Below are 18,249 nucleotides of genomic sequence, written 5' to 3'. Positions count from 1 at the left end.
CCCGTCAGGACTTTCTGCTCATCACGTAGTATTCCGCCGCATCTTCATGCAACCGACGGCCGGTCGGCGCCTGCCACGGATCGATTAACTCGATGCCGCAGTGGAGGAAGTCTTTGGTATTGCGGGTGGCCAGGGCGGCGCCGTAATGCAGGCAGGTGGCGGCGATTTGGGTATCCGGCACGCTCATCGCTTTACCCAGCAGCCGATTCCTTGCCGTCAATTCCGCGTATTGCATCGCGCACAGCCCATCAAACGGCAATATCTGCCCCTCGAACTTCAATTCAATGGCGTCCGCCAATTTCAGCTTGAGATCCCGCTGGCGCCTGCCGTCAGGCATGCAGGCGACGCCGCTGAACAGTTCGGCGAGGACAATGGCGCTGAGATAGAGCTCGTCATTGTCCTTTTCATTTAACCAGTTAATGACGTTGTAGTACGGGCTGGGACGCAGCGTTTCTGAAATGACGTTGGTGTCGATAATGATCATGCGTTGTCATCTTCATCATCAAAGGTGACGATGCGTGGCGGCACGGCGTCACGCGGTGGGATCTCCAGCTCAACGCCGCCGAATTCGGCGAAGTGCTGATGCATCCAGGTACCCAATCCATAGCGCGGCGGCTTTTTCACCAGCGCCTGTTTCAGGATCATGCGCGCTTCCTCTTCCATGGAATGGCCGTTTTTCGCCGCTGAGATACGCAGCAGCTCTTTGATTTCGTCGTCCAGATTTCTGACGGTGATAGTAGCCATTGAAACCTCCTTTGCTATCAATGATTGCATTGACTTATTTTCTCGTCTTGCCGATTAAAAAGCAATCAATTGAAATAAAAAAAGGCGCGGGATCCGCGCCTTAGCTGAAGAGGTAACGTTACCGAATTACAGCTTCGGGCCGGCGCTAACCAGCGCGGCGCCCGCAGGCGTATCGGTGTATTTGTCGAAGTTGGTGATGAAGCGCTCGGCCAGATCCTGCGCTTTTTCCTGCCACTGCTCGAGACTGGCGTAGGTGTTGCGCGGATCGAGGATTTCCGGGTTCACGCCCGGCAGCGCGGTCGGCATCGCCAGATCGAAGATCGGCAGGGTAACGGTTTCCGCCTTGTCGATTTCACCGCTCAGGATGGCGTCGATGATGCCGCGCGTATCTTTGATCGAGATGCGTTTGCCGGTGCCGTTCCAGCCGGTGTTGACCAGGTAAGCCTGGGCGCCGGCGGCCTGCATGCGTTTCACCAGCACTTCGGCGTACTGCGTCGGGTGCAGCGACAGGAACGCGGCGCCGAAGCAGGCGGAGAAGGTTGGCGTCGGTTCGGTTACGCCGCGCTCGGTGCCGGCCAGTTTGGCGGTGAAGCCGGACAGGAAGTGGTACTGAGTCTGGTTGGCGGTCAGGCGCGATACCGGCGGCAGCACGCCGAAAGCGTCGGCGGTCAGGAAGATCACCTTGGTGGCGTGACCCGCCTTGGACACCGGCTTGACGATGTTCTGGATATGATAGATCGGGTAAGAAACGCGGGTGTTCTCGGTTTTCGAACCGTCGTTGAAGTCGATGCTGCCGTCGGCCAGCACGGTGACGTTTTCCAGCAGTGCGTCGCGTTTGATGGCGTGGTAGATGTCCGGTTCAGCTTCTTCAGACAGCTTGATGGTCTTGGCGTAGCAGCCGCCTTCGAAGTTGAACACGCCGTCGTCGTCCCAGCCGTGCTCGTCATCGCCGATCAGCTGACGCTTAGGATCGGTGGAGAGGGTGGTCTTGCCGGTGCCGGACAGGCCAAAGAACACCGCCACGTCGCCTTTCTCGCCCACGTTGGCCGAGCAGTGCATCGAGGCGATGCCTTTCAGCGGCAGCAGGTAGTTCATCATCGAGAACATGCCTTTCTTCATTTCGCCGCCGTACCAGGTGCCGCCGATCAGCTGCATGCGCTCGGTCAGGTTGAAGGCGACGAAGTTCTCCGAGTTCAGGCCTTGCTGCTGCCAGTTCGGGTTGGTGCACTTGGCGCCGTTCATCACCACGAAGTCCGGCTCGAAGTCAGCCAGCTCTTCGTCGCTCGGGCGGATAAACATGTTTTTCACGAAGTGCGCCTGCCAGGCCACCTCGGTGATGAAGCGCACTTTCAGGCGCGAGTCGGCGTTGGCGCCGCAGAAGGTATCCACCACGAACAGGCGTTTGCCGGACAGTTGTTCGGTGACCAGGTGTTTCAGATCGGCCCACACTTCCGGGCTGAGGGGTTTGTTGTCGTTCTTGCCTTTGCCCTGATCGGCCCACCACACGGTATCGCGGGTGATGTCGTCGCGGACGATGTATTTGTCTTTCGGCGAGCGGCCGGTGAAGATGCCGGTATCGACGGAGACGGCACCCAGCTTGGTGACTACCCCACGCTCAAAACCTTCCAGAGATGGGTCTGTTTCTTCCTTAAACAGCAGTTCATAGCTCGGGTTGTGAACGATTTCGCTAACGTCGTGAATGCCGTAAGCGGCCAGATCCTGAGGGGTTATACCTTTAACGCGCATGTTACTACTCCTTGGTCACAGAATTTCTGGCGGCAATTGTAGGGATCTAACGGTGCGTAACCGCGATGGGTATCAAATATTTAACGTTTTAGGCGGTATTTCGTTACGATCTGAGAGATAGCACACGGAAAAAAGCAAACGTGCAAACGGCGGGCGTTGGCGGGCGCCGGGCGCGCCCGCCGAAAGGGTGTAACTTAGTGCAACTGGTCGCTTTCGCCGGTGTTACCCGCATACAACGCGGCAACATCAACCGGGTCAAAGACATAGTGGCTGCCACAGTAGTCGCAGTGCATGTCGATGTTGCCGTCCTGCTCCAGCATGTCCGCCACTTCGTCGGTCGGCAGGGTCAGCAGCGCGTCGGCGCAACGTTGGCGAGAACAGGTGCAGCGGAACTGCACGTCCTGCGGTTCGTACAAAGTGACCTCTTCCTGGTGGTACAGGCGGTACAACACTTCGTTGGCCGGTAGGCCGAACAGCTCTTCGCTTTTGACCGTGTTGGTCAGTTGCACCAGATGATCGAAATCATCGAGATTGCCGTCCTGCGCCGGCAGCACCTGCAGCAGCATACCGGCCGCCGCGGCGTTGCCTTCCGCTTCGCCGGTGCGAATGAACAGGCGGGTTGGCAGCTGCTCGGACTGGCGGAAGTAGGCTTCCAGGCATTCGGCCAGGGTTTCACCTTCCAGACCGACCACGCCCTGATAGCGCTCGCCTTCCGTCGGGGAAATGGTGATGACCATGACGCCGTTGCCGATCATCTGATGCAAGGTGCTGTCGTCGGCGATAGGCGCCTGGGTGCGCGCAACGCCGCGCATCTCCTGGCGGTTGTTGCCGTTGATCACCGCCAGCTTCAGCGGGCCGTCGCCTTGCAGCTGAACGGTGATATCGCCGTCGAACTTCAGGGTCGCGGTCAGCAGACTGGTGGCGACCAGCAGTTCACCCAGCAGCTTTTGCACCGGCGCCGGGTAGTCGTGGTTATTCAGGATCTGCTGATAGGTTTCGCTGACGGTAACCAGCTCGCCGCGCACCGCGTAGTTTTCAAACAGGTAACGGTGCAATTGGTCATGGTTGGACATAATCTTCTCTCATTGCGGTGAGGGCTTATTCCGGCTCACCAAATTTAAATTTCATCAGGTCGCGCCGCTCCTTTTTGTCCGGACGACGGTCCGGATGCGGCATGGTCAACGCGTTCATCTTGCGCGCCAGCGCCATTTTTTCGCGGTTGGCGATGCTGGCTTCGGTTTCCTGATACATTTGCTGCGCCTCGCCGGCGCCGCGGCGTTGGCTGGTCAGCGCCAGCACGATCACCGTACGTTCTTCGTTGCCCTGCCGCAGCTTGAGCTCGGCGTTAAGTTCGACAATCTTGCTCGGCTTGCCGCGCTGGCCGTTGTAATGCACCTTGCCGCCGTCGATCATTTCGCGCGCCAGCGCGCGGGTCTTGTAGAAGCGTGCGGCCCACAGCCATTTATCCAGCCGGACCGCGTCGTCGCGCGTCGCTTTGTCCTTCATGCTTCCCCCTTGGCCAGCGCCGGTATCAGCAGGCGATAGTCGCGCATCGACGGATGGCGCTGGAAGCTTTTCTCCGCCGTGCTGGAGTCCGGGTTTTGCACGCCCAGGCAGTAACGAATGCCGAAAGTGCGCGCCGCGTCGAGGATCGGCTCGCCGTCGTCGACGAACAGCGTGCGCTGTGGGTTGAACCCGGTGTGCTGTTGCACCGCCTGCCACAGACGCTGATCTTCTTTCGGATAACCAAATGTGTGGGTGGAAAACAATAAATCAAGGTGCCGATCCAGACCGGTATGCTCGATTTTCACCGCCAGGCTGTGCGGATGGGCGTTGGTCAGCAAAATGGTTTGCAGGCCGGCGCCGCGCAGCGCCCGTAAAAACGGCTCGGTATCCTCGCGCAGCCGGGCGCGGCTGCCCACTTCGCTGGTCATGCGGTAGATATCCAGATCCAACCGCTCGCTCCAGTAATCGAAGCAATACCAATTCATGGTGTGCTGCACCGCCTGATATTCCCGCTCAATGATATGACGGGCTTCGTCAAACGGAATGGCGCGCCTTTCGCTCAGCGCTTGCGGCACCAGGCTGAGCCAGAAGTGACTGTCGAATTCCAGGTCCAGCAAGGTGCCGTCCATATCCAGCAGCACGGTATCGATCTGCGGCCAATCAAATTCGGGAACCATAAAAACTCCACGGGCGGACCGACGGGCGGTCCGCAGATGAGAATAATAGCGTTAGCGTAGCATAAGCAGATGACAGGGCGGAGGCCCGGCGTCAGGTTCAGGCCATCGGCCGCATCGACATCGGATTGATCTGCGGATTGAAGCAGCTGTCGTAGTAACGCTGGATATCGGCGACGCGGTGCTGATTGATGCGCCGACGCTGCACCAGCCGCCAGGCGTTATAGCCCAGGCTGACGACCACCGCCAGCAACAGCAGGCTGGTGCCGAGGTAGCGCCACAGGGTGATCATGTCCGGTTCGCTGTGCAGCGCCACGTGGCGGGTGCCGTTGGCATCGACGCTGAGGCTGGTGATCACCCCTTGCGCCTGGAACGGGGTATGCAGCAGCAGAGTGGAAAGGCGCTGCAGCTCATTCCACTGGTCGAGGGCGTTGTATTCGCTCTGCGGCGCTGAAGACTGCGGATGGCTGACCAGCTGGCGGCCTTCATCGCTGCGGATCAGGAAACCGCCCGGCGGCGGGCTGTTGAGCGCCGCGGCGGCCAGGCGCGTTTCATTGAAGATGAACGACGACGTGGCCACTTTGGTCAGGCTTTCCAGCGACTCGGCGCTTACCGGGCGCAGCAGGACGTTGACGCCTTGCAGCGCGCCGGATCTGGCGCGTTTCACCAGGCCGCTCCAGTTTTTGGCGTTGCCCAGGTTGACCAAGGCGTTTTTTAACCGCACGCAGTCGTTTTCTGCCTGGCACAAATCCTGTGTTTTCAGAACGATATCAGAGAAGTCATCCAACAGGATCATGCCGGATTTCTCGATGGCGCTGGCCAGCTGCGGGTTGACCTTCTGATCGGCGCCGCTCGGATGCAGCTGGCTGTTGACCGTGGCCAGCAGGGCCGTCGCTTTGTCTATGACTTCCGATTCCGGCTGCGGCAGCGGGGCGGCGTTGTTCCAATAGATGCCGGAGCAGTCGAACGGCGCAAAATTGACGGTGCCGCCGCCGTTGGCCGGCGGCGGCACATAGCACATGCCGCTGCCGCGCACTTTCAGCGTGTCGCCGATGCGCAGCGGCGTGGCTTCCAGGGCTTGCACGCTGGTCACTTCCACTTTTTGCGCACCCTGCAGCCAGGCCATGCTGAGGGTCAGCGGCAGGTTGAGCGGAATATAGATCAGCAGCAACAGCAGTACCAGCGCCGAGCTGGCGACCAGCACCGCGTTGCGGCCCCACTGCTGCAGCGGGAAATTCTTCACTTCGTCATGCAGCGAGAGGAAGCGCCCCTGGCGCACTACCTGCCGATTGAGGTAGACGTCCACATCGGTGGTCTTGCCCAGATCCTGCGTCAGGTACGGCTGCCAATGCGGCGGGTAGATAAGATCGATGATGCCGAGCGAAATGTTGCTGATCTGCCCCTGATCGGACTCGCCGAACAGGCCCCAGCGCTTCGGCGTGCCGCGCAGGCAGTGGATCTCTTTCAGCTCACGCGACGCCGGACGGCGGAACAGGTTCCAGCATCCCCAGGCGATCATCAGCACCGCCACAAAAATCATCCAGGGGATAACCAGCACCGGGCTTATCAGGCTGAAGAACAGCAGCAGCAGCGCGGCGGAGATGATGACGGCTTCACGGATGCCGTTCGGCCGGTTCAGCGCATGCTCTTCCGGCGTTTCCTTGCGAATATTGACCAGCTCGACATGCTCGCTCTCTTCCTTGCGGATGGACGCGTTTTTGGTCGGCGTGGCGGCCACCACCGGCGGCTGCGGCCGATCGTGAATATGATCTTTCAGCGAGTGCCCGTTGAGCGAAATCACCAGCGGCAGCGTCTGGGTTCTGATCACTTCCACATGGTTGTCGGCGGTGATATAGGGTTCCCAAAACGGCGGCAGATGCACCTCTTCCGCGTCGAGGTAATAGCGCCATTTATTGGGATCGTCGCTGGCCAGCCCGTAGCGGGTGATGGCGTGCGTGACCGGATATACGTTATCGCTTTGCGGTGTGAGCGCCAGCTTGGCCGCGGGCAGCGTAGCGCCGCCGCCGGGCAACAGTTTGTTGCTCAGCTTGTTTTGCTGATTGAGATAGAACTCGACTGCAGCGCGCTCTTCGTCGGTCAGCTTGCGGTGGGCAGGCTTGATAAACGGCAATGCGTGCGCCAGCGCCGACGGGTTGCGGGCCTTGAACCACAGGTACAGGCCGGCGGCAATCAGGCAGACAAGCACTAAGGCCAATATCAACACTATTGTGCTCATGCAATCCCCATCTCACACCCGTGAATTTCGCCAACCTGATGAAAAGCTGAATATTATACGGAGTAAACCGCCAGGAGGCACCCAGAACTAATGAGGGAACAAACAGATTCTCGCTCTGGATCTCATTCCTTCATGACGCAAGGCCATTTTATCACTGATTCTTGCCTGCGTGATACTAGCAACCGGTCTCTGCCGTCGATATCGGTATTATCCTATTTTCTTGCGCGCTGTTTGCTGAATCAGTACGGAAAATCGCCGGCCGCTGGCTACGCTTGTTAAAAGAAAGTAAATTACTGTTCATGCGCGTTGCGGCGGAGCTTGCCCTTAACGCACAATGTGATCAGGATCGAATTTGGTCAGCGTTTGAGCGCCAACGAGCCGTGCGTTACGCCAATCATTTTTTCGGTTGCCCCGTCCGCGCCTGGGTAACCTCTTTGAGGCAATCATGGATAAACACCTGCAAAAACCTAAAATTCTGAAAGTGGAAACGGTCGCGCGTTCGCGTTTGTTTAACGTCGAGTCGGTCGATTTGGAATTCAGCAACGGTGTTCGGCGGGTGTATGAACGCATGCGGCCTTCGGATCGCGAAGCGGTGATGATCGTGCCGGTGATTGGCGATGACCTGCTGCTGATCCGCGAATATGCGGTCGGCACCGAATCCTATGAGCTGGGGTTCCCGAAAGGGCTGATCGATCCCGGCGAAGGGGTGCTGGAGGCGGCCAACCGCGAGCTGATGGAAGAGGTGGGGTACGGCGCGAAACGCTTTGATTTTCTCAGTAAGCTGACGATGGCGCCGTCCTACTTTTCCAGCAAAATGAATATCGTGCTGGCGCACGGTCTCTATCCGCAGAGCCTGGAGGGGGATGAGCCGGAGCCCTTGCCGCAGGTGCGCTGGCCGATCGCCAACATGATGGCGCTGCTGGCGGAACCGGATTTCCGTGAGGCGCGCAACGTCAGCGCGCTGTTCCTTTCCGAGGCATTTTTGCGCGCGTCGCGCTGATACGCTTCACGCCGAATAAAAAAAGGGCCAGATTTCTCTGGCCCTTTTCGATCAGAACAGCTCGTGGCTTTCACCGCCCGGATCGGTCAACGTGGTGCCGGTATCGCGCGATGGGTAGTCCGTCGGCTGCGTTCCTTCGATGAAGTACTCGGAACGGCTGCCGCCGCCACCGCCAGAGAGCTTGCCGCTGCTCTTGTCGATGGTGACGCTGATGATGCCCGGCGGCGGCGTGACTTTCTGCTCTGGGATGCCTTCCAGCGCGGTTTTCATAAAGTCGTCCCACGCCGGCTGGGCGCTCTTGGCACCGCCTTCACCGCCGGAAATCTGATCCGGGATGGCGCCGGATACCGTCGAACGGCCCAGGTCGCGGCGGTGATCGTCGAAACCGATCCACACCGAGGTCACGGTATCCGGGCCATAGCCTGAGAACCAGGCGTCCTTGGAACTGTTGGTGGTACCGGTTTTGCCGCCGATATCATGACGTTTCAGATCGCGGCCGGCGCGCCAGGCGGTACCCATCCAACCCGGTTCGCCGAAGATGTTGCTGTTCAGCGCGTCGTGGATCAGGAAGGCCAGCTGTGTGCTGATGACGTGCGGCGCATACTGTTGATCGCCGTCCTGCTGTACCTGAGCCGGGGTGACTTGCTCCAGCTGAGGCATCGGCACCGTGCTGTTGTTGCCTTCCTGCGAGGTGGCGACGTTTTCGATGTTGTCGTCGGACAGCACCGCCGAACGGTGGGTGTCGCCGTAGATCACCGGCAGGTTACAGCTGCCGCACACCACTTTCGGTTTGGCTTCGAACACCGTATTGCCGTTATCGTCTTCAATTTTGGTGATGAAGTACGGGTCGACCAGATAACCGCCGTTCGCCAGCACCGCGTAGCCGCGCACCAGCTGCATCGGGGTGAAGGAGGCGGACCCCAGCGCCAGCGATTCGGTATGCACGATATTCTGCGCCGGGAAGCCGAAGCGCTGCAGATATTCCGCCGCGTAGTCGACGCCCATCGCGCGCATCGCACGCACCATCACCACGTTCTTCGACTGCCCCAGCCCCTGTCGCAGGCGAATCGGGCCGTCGTAGGTCGGCGGCGAGTTCTTCGGCCGCCAGTCGGTGCCGGCGCCGGCATCCCAACGGGTAATCGGCAAGTCATTCAGAATGGTGGCCAGCGTCAGGCCTTTATCCATCGCGGCGGTGTACAGGAACGGTTTGATGTTCGAGCCCACCTGACGCAGAGCCTGCGTGACGCGGTTGAACTTGCTCTGATTGAAGTCGAAGCCGCCAACCAGCGCTTTCACCGCGCCGTCGTTCGGGTTGATAGAGACCAGCGCCGAGTTGACGTCCGGCACCTGCGACAGCCACCAGGCTTCATTCACTTTACGCACCCACACTTGCTGGCCGGCCTGCACTACGTCGGTGACGCGTTTCGGCGTTGGGCCTTGCTGAGTGTCCGAACGGTATGGGCGTGCCCAGCGCATGGTCGCCATCGGCAGGGCAATACTGCTGCCGTCGGCCAGCATCGCCGTCGCTTCCTGCGGGTTGGCGGCGGTGATCACCGCCGGCGCCAGCGGGCCGTAGTTCGGCAGGTTTTTCAGCGAATCGACAATCTGTTTGCGATCCCAGGCCGCTTCGCCGACTTTCCACAACACGTTGGATGGGCCGCGGTAACCGTGGCGCATGTCATAGGCCAGCACGTTGTTGCGTACCGACTCCTGCGCCGCCAACTGCAGCCGTTTGGTGACGGTGGTGTAAACCTTGTAACCGTCGGTATAGGCGTTTTCACCGTAACGCTTGATCATCTCCTGACGCACCATCTCGGAGAGATACGGCGCGGAGAAGCTGATTTCCGGCGCATGGTAATTGGCGACCAGATCTTCGGAGCGCGCCTGATCGTACTGCGCCTGCGTGATGTAGTGTTCGTCCAGCATGCGCGACAGCACCACGTTGCGGCGGGCAACGGCGCGATCGTGCGAATAGAGCGGGTTGAAGGTGGACGGCGCTTTCGGCAGGCCGGCGATGGTCGCCATTTCGCTCAGGGTCAGCTGGCTGACGTCTTTGCCGAAATAGACCTGCGCGGCGGCGCCTACGCCGTAGGCGCGGTAACCCAGATAGATCTTGTTCAGATACAGCTCAAGGATTTCATCCTTGGTGAGCATCTGCTCGATGCGCACCGCCAGGAAGGCTTCCTTGATTTTACGCATCAGGGTGCGTTCCGGGCTTAAGAAGAAGTTACGCGCCAGCTGTTGGGTGATGGTACTGGCCCCCTGCGAAGCGTGGCCGGAGACCAACGCGATGGAGGCGGCGCGGAAGATGCCGACCGGATCGACGCCATGGTGATCATAGAAGCGGCTGTCTTCGGTGGCGATGAATGCGTGCACCATCACCGGCGGAATTTGATCCAGTTTCAGCGGAATGCGGCGCTTCTCGCCGTATTGGGCGATCAGTTCGCCATCGGCGCTGTAGACCTGCATCGGTATCTGCAGCCGCACATCTTTCAGCGTTGCGACGTCGGGCAGCTGCGGCTCGACATATTTGTACAAGCCGAAAATCGAGGCTGCTCCCAGCACGATGCAACATACTGCAAGGATTAGTAAATACTTTACGAACTTCACCTGAGATTTCCCATTTCTAAGTCATTTGGGCAGTTTATAAACAACCGCGCGGTAGTATAAAGGCAAGCCTGCGACATGGATATGTTCTTTTATCATCTGATGTTATGGAGGCTTGCGAAACATGTTCCCTCAAGCATGGCAGGTGGGGCTGGATATACAAATCGACTGCGTGCGGGCGGTGGCGGCCCAACGCCGCCGCAACGGCTGGCAGTTGCGCCACTGGTGGCAGCAGGCGCTGCCGCAGGCGGTTTTACGCGATGGCTGTCTGGAACCTTCTGAATTCCTGATCCGGGCGCTGCGGCAATGGCGCGTCCAACTGCCGCGACATATTTCCTTACGCATTGCCCTGCCGGCGCAGCGCGTGTTGCAGCAACGCATGGCGCAGCCGGACGTGCGGCTGCGCGAGCCGGAACGCAGCGACTATATCGGCGGCCACGGTGTGAAGCAGTTTCCGCTCGACGGCCAGACGCTGGCGCTCGACTATCGCACCGCGCCGGCGGATGAGGCGGCGCTGTTGCTGACCGCCGCGCGGCGGCAGGAACTGCAGCAGTGGCTGCATTGTCTGCGTCAGGCTGGCCTGCATCCGCAAGCGGTCGATATCACCCCCTGCGCGCTGCGGATGATGGCGACGGCGGCAGGCGTGCCGCCCGCTGCGGGGCTGATGCACCGTCTCGAACGAGAATGGCTGTGGGTGGCGCCGGCCGACGGCGCGTTCGCTTTTGGTCTGGCGCCGGGCGACGATGACGCGCAGGCGCTGCGGGCGCTGCAAGCTCAGATGCCGGCGGGCGACGATCGGCCGGTCTATGCCGGCAGCGTGCTGGCGGGAGCCTTGCCCGCCGGTTGCCTTGCCTGGTCGCCGCTCAGCGCCTTCACGCAGCTGCGTCCGCCGTTGCCTGCGCATCCTTCGGCGTTCGCGTTGGCCGGTGGCCTGGCGCTGCGCGAGGAGGATCGCTGATGTATCAGGTCAACTTTCTGCCTTGGCGACAACGCCGCGATCGGCGACGCGGCTATTTCTGGTTGGGCGTGCTGATGTTACAGGTAACGGCACTGTTGCTGGCGCTGTTCCTGGTCGCCGGCCAATTGCGTCACCAACAGGCGCTGCGGCAGGCGCGGCTGGCGATGCTGGGTGAAGAGCTGGCGGCACTGACGTTGCTCGCCCGTCAGCAACAGCAAGAGCGGGCGCAGCGGGCGCTGCACCGCGCCCGCGCCGAACGGCAGGCGAGCAACGCCCAGCATAACCGGCGTTATTTTCATCTGCTGCAGCAATTGTCCTCCAGCATTCCTCCACCGCTGTGGCTCACGGCGCTGGAGAGCGATGCGGTGAATGGCCTGCGGCTGCGTGGATTGAGCCGTTCTCCTGCGGCCATCACGCAGTTCGAACGGCGGCTGGCGGGGATGCCTGCGTTGCCGCGGTTGCGTTTGGCTGAGGTGGCGCAACGCGACGACGGCCTGTACACCTTTCATCTGGCGGCGCAGTGGGGGCGTGATGGATAACCGTTTGTCATCCGGGCTGCGCCTCTGGCTGAGCTTGCCGGGCTGGCTATTGCTGCTGTCGCAAGGGTTGGGTATCGGCACGTTGGCGCTGTTGGGCGGTGGCTGGATGCTGCAAGACGAATGGCGTCAGCGGGAAAGCACGGGGGAGCGGCAACAGCGCCTGTTGCAACAGATCGCCATGGTGCAACGCCAACTGGACGAGGTGCCGGAAACCGCTATCCCGGCGGCGCCGCTTCCTCCGTCCACCAACGGCGATCTGGCGAGCGTGCTGCAACGGGCGGGAGGCGCCTTGTTGCGCTGGCAGCGGCAGGAAAAACCGCCGCGGCAAACGCTGAGCTTGCGCATTGACTACGCCGGTTTGCTGGCGCTGCTGGAGGCGCTGCCCGCCGATTTACGCCTCGAGCAGCTGAGCGTGGAGACGCCGCCCCTTGGCATGACGGCGCGGTTGGTTTTGCAGGATGCCGCCGAGGATCAGCCCAATGAGTAAAAGACCCGGCCGTTGGTGGTGGCTGCTGTGGCCATGGGCACTATGCGCTGAGCCGCGCGACCCGTTTGCGCCGCTTCCGATGCCTGCTTGTGCCCAAACGGAGGCGTCGCCGGCGAGCTGGCGACTGAAAGGCGTCATCGGGCAACCGACGCTGCGCTATGGCTGGGTGGTGACGCCGGCGGGACAATGGTTGCGCCTGCGGCCGCAGCAACGGGTGCTGGCCGAGCGCTGGCAGGTGACGCAGGTGCAGGCGCGTAGCTTGACGTTAACGGCGCTGACGGCCGAACCGGATTGCCCGGCGAGCCAGGGCGACGTCTCGCTCATGATGGACAACAAGGATGGCAAACCATGAAAGGATGTGCTGGATTGGGCGTGGCGCTGTGGAGCCTGACGCTCGGCACCGCGCAGGCGCAGGATAAGCAGCGGGTTTCCCTGGAATTTCAGGATGCGCCGGTCACGGTCATCCTGCAGGCGTTGGCGGATTATCGGCAGATGAACCTGATCGCCGCGCCCGGCGTGAGCGGCAACCTGACGCTGCGGCTGGAGAATGTGCCCTGGCCTCAGGCGCTGGCGTTGACCCTGCGCATGGGCAAACTGGCGATGACGCGGGAAGGCAACGTGATACTGATCTCGCCGGAGCCGGACGCGCAGGAAAAAAGGCAGCAGCGAGAGGCGTTGGCGCAGCGGCAACCGCTGCACAGCCTGACCCTGACGTTACAGAACGGCGATGCGGCGGAAATTGCCGAAAGCCTCAACGCCCAACGCGGCGCGTTGCTGAGCGAGCGTGGCAGCGTGTTGGCGGATAAACGCACCAATACGTTGCTGCTGCGCGACACCGCGCCAATCCTGACGCAGTTGAAAAAGCGGATAACGGAAATGGACGCGCCGCTGGCGCAGGTGCAACTGGCGGCGCATATCGTGACCATCAACCGCGAAAGCCTGCGTGAGCTTGGCGTGCGTTGGGGGTTGGCGGCCGACGACAGGCCGGCGCGGCCGTTGCGGCCGGGCAATGTCGGTGTCAATCTGCCGCTGGAACGCGGCGCCGTGAACGCCGGTTTTCATCTGGCGCGCATCAGCGGGCGTTTGTTGAGCCTCGAGCTGACGGCGCTGGAGCAGGAGAATCAGGTGGAGATCATCGCCAGTCCGCGCCTGCTGACGGCGCACCTGCAAACCGCCAGCATCAAACAGGGGACGGAGATCCCTTATGAAGTGTCGAGCGGCGCCAGCGGTGCGACCGCCATCGAGTTCAAAGAGGCGGTGCTGGGCATGGAGGTGACGCCGAAAGTGTTGCCGGACGGGCGCATCACGCTGACGCTGCACATCAGCCAAAATATGCCGGGGCGCGCCATCAGCCGCGGGGCGGGTGAGGCATTGACCATCGATAAACAAGAGATTAAGACGCAGATCACGGTGAAAAGCGGCGAAACCCTGGTGCTCGGCGGTATTTTTCAACGGCATAGCGGCAAGACGGCGGACAAGGTGCCGGGATTGGGGGATGCGCCACTGCTGGGGGGCTTGTTCCGGCAAAGCGGCGCACAACAGAAAAAACGCGAACTGGTGATCTTCATTACGCCGACTCTGATTAAGGGATAAGCGGCTGCCTGTCGGCTGGGCGGCAAATCTCCTAAAGTTGATGAGCAGATACACTTTTTTATCCCCTTGGGGGGATCTGCGTTTGACGCTGCGGCCGATTTAGCTTACAAGGGTTACCGAATTGAGCACCGAGGTTTTTTGTTAGCGTCAAGACGCCGTTAAAAACATATGGTTTCCCTCCCGCGGCGTGGATTGCGATTTATTCGGTTGCCAAACTACCAAGAGTGTTGAGATAATTTTTCGTCTGATCTCGCACTATCGCTCATGAGGTTTCAGTTTAGGTCCCGCCGCTGATTTGATTGGCGGGGCGGGTTAACATTAACGAATTGTCTTAGTAATACCGAAAAACATGGCAGAGAAACGCAATATCTTTCTGGTTGGGCCTATGGGTGCCGGCAAAAGCACTATTGGCCGTCAGTTAGCTCAGCAACTCAATATGGAGTTCTTCGACTCCGATCAAGAAATTGAGCGACGTACCGGAGCTGACGTGGGCTGGGTATTCGACGTGGAAGGGGAAGAAGGTTTCCGCGATCGTGAAGAAAAAGTCATTAATGAACTGACGGAAAAACAAGGGATTGTGTTGGCGACCGGCGGCGGTTCGGTGAAGTCGCGCGAAACGCGCAACCGTCTGTCCGCGCGCGGCGTGGTGGTCTATCTGGAAACCACGATCGAGAAGCAGCTTGCTCGTACCCAGCGTGATAAAAAACGCCCGCTGCTGCAGGTCGATTCTCCGCCGCGTGAAGTGCTGGAAGCCTTGGCGAAAGAACGCAATCCGTTGTATGAAGAGATTGCCGATGTCACCATCCGCACCGACGATCAGAGCGCTAAAGTGGTTGCCAACCAGATCATCAACATGCTGGAAAGCAACTGATTGCCGCTTTCCGCGTTCGCCGTCGGCCAATGCGGATAACTGATTTGTGTTCCCCGCAGTTGCGGGGATCAACCACCGCCGCACCATACAGAGAACTGAGCGCGACATGGAGAGAATTACTGTAACGCTTGGGGAGCGCAGCTACCCGATTACCATCGCCGCCGGATTGTTCAACGATCCGGCTTCTTTTATGCCGTTGAAGGCGGGTGAGCAAGCGATGTTGGTCACCAACCAGACCCTGGCGCCGCTTTATCTGGAGCGTGTCCGGCAGGTGCTGGAGCAGGGCGGCGTCGTGGTGGATCAGGTGATCCTTCCTGATGGTGAGCAGTACAAATCTCTGGCGGTGTTGGAGCAGGTGTTTTCGGCGCTGCTGGAAAAACCGCACGGGCGCGATACTACGCTGATCGCCCTCGGCGGCGGCGTTGTCGGCGATCTGACCGGCTTTGCCGCCGCGTGCTACCAACGCGGCGTGCGCTTCATTCAGGTTCCCACCACGCTGTTGTCGCAGGTGGACTCTTCCGTGGGCGGCAAGACCGCCGTCAACCACCCGCTCGGCAAAAACATGATCGGCGCTTTCTATCAACCCGCTTCGGTGGTGGTTGATCTGGATTGCCTGAAAACGTTGCCGACGCGTGAACTCTCTTCCGGCCTGGCAGAAGTCATCAAATACGGGATCATCCTCGATCGCGAGTTCTTCGTCTGGTTGGAAAACAACATCGATGCGCTGATGGCGCTGGATATGCAGGCGTTGGCCTACTGTATCCGCCGCTGCTGCGAGCTCAAGGCCGAGGTTGTGGCCGCCGACGAACGCGAAAGCGGCCTGCGAGCCTTGCTGAATCTTGGCCATACTTACGGCCACGCCATCGAAGCCGAAATGGGCTACGGCGTATGGCTGCACGGCGAAGCGGTGGCTGCGGGCATGGTGATGGCGGCGGAAACCGCGCACCGTCTCGGCCAGTTCTCCGTTGAAGACATCGAGCGCATCAAAACGCTGCTGCTGCGCGCCGGCTTGCCGGTCTGCGGGCCGCAGGAAATGACGCCGGAATCCTATCTGCCGCACATGCTGCGCGACAAGAAAGTGCTGGCGGGTGAACTGCGTCTGGTGCTGCCGACCGCGATCGGTGCGGCGGAAGTGCGCGGCGGCGTAGGGCATGAGCTGGTGTTGGCGTCGATCGCCGCCTGCCTGCCTGAGCGGGCGCGTAATTAAATCGGACTAAGTAACAGTGGCTTAGCCGCCATTTGCATCTATATTAATACAGTGAGCAGAGCACGACGGGTGTCGCTTTGCCATCATCGGGTTAATCTGCCCGTGCCACGGTAGGTCTACGGTGGCGGGCTTTTGCCTCTAGTTGGAGGGTTTCAGATGGACGAGTTTAAACCGGAAGACGATCTCAGACCTGATAGCAGCGATCGTCGCCCTACGCGCTCGCGCAAGCCGGCCGCCGCGCCGCGCTTCGCCGTTTCGCGCCAACATTTGATGATTGGCATCGGCATTTTGGTGCTGCTGCTGCTGATTATCGGCATCGGTTCAGCCCTGAAGGCGCCGACCAAACATGAAGCGGCTCAGGAGAACGGCGCGCAAAACGGCGGAGCCCGCGATATCAACCTGTCCGGTTCTTCGTCGCTGACCACCGCCAACAACGGCGTGCCGGGCGGCACGACGGATACCCACGATAACAACGGCGTGAGCGCGACTCAGCCGCAGCAACCGCAGAACGTCAGCGTTCCGCCGATCTCCGGCACGCCGACCGAAGCGCAAACGCAGCCTCAGCAGGGCGGTGCGCAGCAGCGCGTCGATTTGCCGGGCAACATGGCGGATGCGCTGTCGCAGCAGCAGGGGCAGGTGGATGCGGCGACCCAAGGCATGACTGGCGCAGCGTCGACGTTGCCGACCGCACCGGCGACGGTGATGAGCGGTGCCGCAGCGCGCGAAGCGACGCGTCCTGTGCAGGGAACCGCGCCGCAACAGCATAAAACGCCGGCGAAAACCGCCGCCGCCAAACCGACCGCAACGCAGCATAAATCACCGACCACGGTGTATACGCCGCCGGCCAAGCCGTCTTCCACCGCGAAAGCGGGAGCGGTCGCCAGCAGCGGCAGCTCTCTGCAGTCTGCGCCGGGCAGCCACTATACCTTGCAACTGAGCAGCGCTTCGCGTTCCGATACGCTGAACGCCTACGCCAAACAGCAGAAACTGCAGAATTACCTGGTGTACGCCACCAAGCGTGACGGCAAGCCGTGGTACGTGCTGGTGAGCGGCAACTATGCTTCTTCCGCAGAAGCGAAGCGCGCCATTGCTTCGTTGCCGGCGGATGTGCAGGCGAAAAAACCGTGGGTCCGACCTGTACACCAAGTGCAGCAAGATCTTAAAAAATAAATCATTTAAATTTGTGCGCTGATGTGCTGTCTGAAACAGAGTACAATCCGCCGCTCTGAATTGTATAAGTAGCTAATTGACGGCATGAAGAAAAACCGCGCTTTTTTAAAATGGGCTGGTGGAAAATACCCGCTGGTAGATGAGATTCGTCGCCATCTGCCGGCGGGAGACTGCTTAATCGAGCCCTTCGTGGGTGCGGGATCCGTCTTTCTGAATACGGATTACGACGCCTACATTCTCGCCGACATCAATAGCGATCTTATCAACCTGTATAACATCGTTAAGCTGCGCACGGATGACTTCGTGCGCGATGCCCGCACGCTTTTCGCCGATGAATTCAATAACTCGGATCAGTTTTACCTGCTGAGAGAAGAGTTCAATACTAGCACCGAGCCTTACCGCCGGGCGCTGCTGTTCCTGTACCTGAACCGTCACTGCTATAACGGCCTGTGCCGCTATAACCTGCGCTGCGAGTTCAACGTGCCGTTCGGCCGGTACAAGAAACCGTACTTCCCGGAAGAAGAGCTCTACTGGTTTGCCGAAAAATCGCGCAATGCCACTTTTGTCTGCGAGCATTACCGCGATACCATGGCGAAGGCAGTGGCCGGTGCCGTGGTGTATTGCGATCCGCCTTACGCGCCGCTGTCGGCGACGGCGAATTTCACCGCTTACCACACCAACAGCTTCAGCATCGCCGATCAGCAGAGCCTGGCGCATTTGGCGCACCAGCTCTCGGTAGAGAGCCAGGTACCGGTATTGATCTCCAATCACGATACCGAGCTGACGCGCGACTGGTACCAGCATGCCGCGCTGTATGTGGTGAAAGCGCGCCGCACAATCAGCCGCAACATTCTCGGCCGCAGTAAAGTGAACGAGCTTTTGGCGCTGTATCGCTAAGCCGGGGGCACCCC

18 protein-coding genes are annotated in these 18,249 nt (G+C 60.2%); 10 read left to right on the top strand and 8 right to left on the bottom strand.

Annotated elements, in window-relative coordinates:
• Positions 1-4: 4 nt before the first annotated feature.
• The 7 genes from J0F90_RS22945 to J0F90_RS22915 all read right to left on the bottom strand — a co-directional run bounded on the left by J0F90_RS22945 (position 5) and on the right by J0F90_RS22915 (position 6,906).
• Complete coding sequence (locus J0F90_RS22945) at positions 5-484, bottom strand: type II toxin-antitoxin system VapC family toxin (protein WP_033639212.1); 480 nt, start codon at positions 482-484, stop codon at positions 5-7.
• Positions 481-744: a FitA-like ribbon-helix-helix domain-containing protein gene (locus J0F90_RS22940; protein WP_004930730.1), complete on the bottom strand. Its 264-nt coding sequence runs from the start codon at positions 742-744 to the stop codon at positions 481-483. Before J0F90_RS22940 ends, J0F90_RS22945 begins: the two co-directional genes overlap by 4 nt.
• Before the next feature lie 126 nt (positions 745-870).
• Positions 871-2,490: a phosphoenolpyruvate carboxykinase (ATP) gene (gene pckA, locus J0F90_RS22935; RefSeq protein WP_015379308.1), complete on the bottom strand. Its 1,620-nt coding sequence runs from the start codon at positions 2,488-2,490 to the stop codon at positions 871-873.
• Between the two features lie 194 nt (positions 2,491-2,684).
• Positions 2,685-3,563 carry an Hsp33 family molecular chaperone HslO gene (hslO, locus tag J0F90_RS22930; RefSeq protein WP_015379307.1) on the bottom strand — a complete coding sequence of 293 codons (879 nt, stop codon included), beginning with the start codon at positions 3,561-3,563 and terminating at the stop codon, positions 2,685-2,687.
• 25 nt (positions 3,564-3,588) lie between these two features.
• Positions 3,589-3,996: a ribosome-associated heat shock protein Hsp15 gene (gene hslR, locus J0F90_RS22925; RefSeq protein WP_016930377.1), complete on the bottom strand. Its 408-nt coding sequence runs from the start codon at positions 3,994-3,996 to the stop codon at positions 3,589-3,591.
• Positions 3,993-4,673, bottom strand: coding sequence for a GMP/IMP nucleotidase (gene yrfG, locus J0F90_RS22920; RefSeq protein ID WP_016930376.1), 681 nt, complete (start codon positions 4,671-4,673; stop codon positions 3,993-3,995). The genes hslR and yrfG overlap by 4 nt, the downstream gene beginning before the upstream one ends.
• Before the next feature lie 97 nt (positions 4,674-4,770).
• Positions 4,771-6,906 (bottom strand): intracellular growth attenuator family protein, encoded by a 2,136-nt coding sequence (locus J0F90_RS22915; protein WP_028127610.1) that lies wholly within the window; start codon positions 6,904-6,906, stop codon positions 4,771-4,773.
• 445 nt (positions 6,907-7,351) lie between these two features.
• Here J0F90_RS22915 and nudE point away from each other — a divergent pair, with 445 nt between their 5' ends.
• Positions 7,352-7,906, top strand: coding sequence for an ADP compounds hydrolase NudE (gene nudE / locus J0F90_RS22910; protein ID WP_033639213.1), 555 nt, complete (start codon positions 7,352-7,354; stop codon positions 7,904-7,906).
• Between the two features lie 51 nt (positions 7,907-7,957).
• On the opposite strand, the gene mrcA is transcribed toward nudE, so the two are convergent.
• Positions 7,958-10,516: a peptidoglycan glycosyltransferase/peptidoglycan DD-transpeptidase MrcA gene (mrcA, locus tag J0F90_RS22905; protein ID WP_031300057.1), complete on the bottom strand. Its 2,559-nt coding sequence runs from the start codon at positions 10,514-10,516 to the stop codon at positions 7,958-7,960.
• Positions 10,517-10,637: 121 nt separating this feature from the next.
• Between mrcA and pilM the strand changes: the two genes are divergently transcribed.
• The 9 genes from pilM to dam all read left to right on the top strand — a co-directional run bounded on the left by pilM (position 10,638) and on the right by dam (position 18,235).
• Positions 10,638-11,471 (top strand): pilus assembly protein PilM, encoded by an 834-nt coding sequence (gene pilM, locus J0F90_RS22900; protein ID WP_033639214.1) that lies wholly within the window; start codon positions 10,638-10,640, stop codon positions 11,469-11,471.
• Entirely contained in the window at positions 11,471-12,010 is a 540-nt protein-coding gene (locus J0F90_RS22895) for a PilN domain-containing protein (protein WP_033639215.1), read from the top strand. Before pilM ends, J0F90_RS22895 begins: the two co-directional genes overlap by 1 nt.
• Positions 12,003-12,497 (top strand): hypothetical protein, encoded by a 495-nt coding sequence (locus tag J0F90_RS22890; RefSeq protein ID WP_033639216.1) that lies wholly within the window; start codon positions 12,003-12,005, stop codon positions 12,495-12,497. The genes J0F90_RS22895 and J0F90_RS22890 overlap by 8 nt, the downstream gene beginning before the upstream one ends.
• Positions 12,490-12,849, top strand: coding sequence for a HofP DNA utilization family protein (locus J0F90_RS22885; RefSeq protein WP_028127614.1), 360 nt, complete (start codon positions 12,490-12,492; stop codon positions 12,847-12,849). Before J0F90_RS22890 ends, J0F90_RS22885 begins: the two co-directional genes overlap by 8 nt.
• Positions 12,846-14,090: a DNA uptake porin HofQ gene (hofQ, locus tag J0F90_RS22880; protein WP_042706084.1), complete on the top strand. Its 1,245-nt coding sequence runs from the start codon at positions 12,846-12,848 to the stop codon at positions 14,088-14,090. The genes J0F90_RS22885 and hofQ overlap by 4 nt, the downstream gene beginning before the upstream one ends.
• A 349-nt stretch (positions 14,091-14,439) precedes the next feature.
• On the top strand, positions 14,440-14,961 hold the full coding sequence (gene aroK, locus J0F90_RS22875; protein WP_004391482.1) for a shikimate kinase AroK: 522 nt from the start codon (positions 14,440-14,442) through the stop codon (positions 14,959-14,961).
• A 106-nt stretch (positions 14,962-15,067) separates the two neighbouring features.
• The gene (gene aroB / locus J0F90_RS22870) at positions 15,068-16,168 is read left to right on the top strand and encodes a 3-dehydroquinate synthase (RefSeq protein ID WP_033639217.1); all 1,101 of its coding nucleotides are present in this window, start codon (positions 15,068-15,070) and stop codon (positions 16,166-16,168) included.
• Between the two features lie 156 nt (positions 16,169-16,324).
• Entirely contained in the window at positions 16,325-17,338 is a 1,014-nt protein-coding gene (locus J0F90_RS22865; RefSeq protein WP_016930365.1) for an SPOR domain-containing protein, read from the top strand.
• 84 nt (positions 17,339-17,422) lie between these two features.
• Positions 17,423-18,235 (top strand): adenine-specific DNA-methyltransferase, encoded by an 813-nt coding sequence (gene dam, locus J0F90_RS22860; protein WP_033639218.1) that lies wholly within the window; start codon positions 17,423-17,425, stop codon positions 18,233-18,235.
• Positions 18,236-18,249: the final 14 nt, after the last annotated feature.

The organism is Serratia marcescens subsp. marcescens ATCC 13880 (genome assembly GCF_017299535.1).
In the GTDB taxonomy this organism is placed as follows: domain Bacteria; phylum Pseudomonadota; class Gammaproteobacteria; order Enterobacterales; family Enterobacteriaceae; genus Serratia; species Serratia marcescens.
Note: the sequence above shows the minus strand (reverse complement) of the source record. Positions and strands in the feature narration are given on the sequence as shown.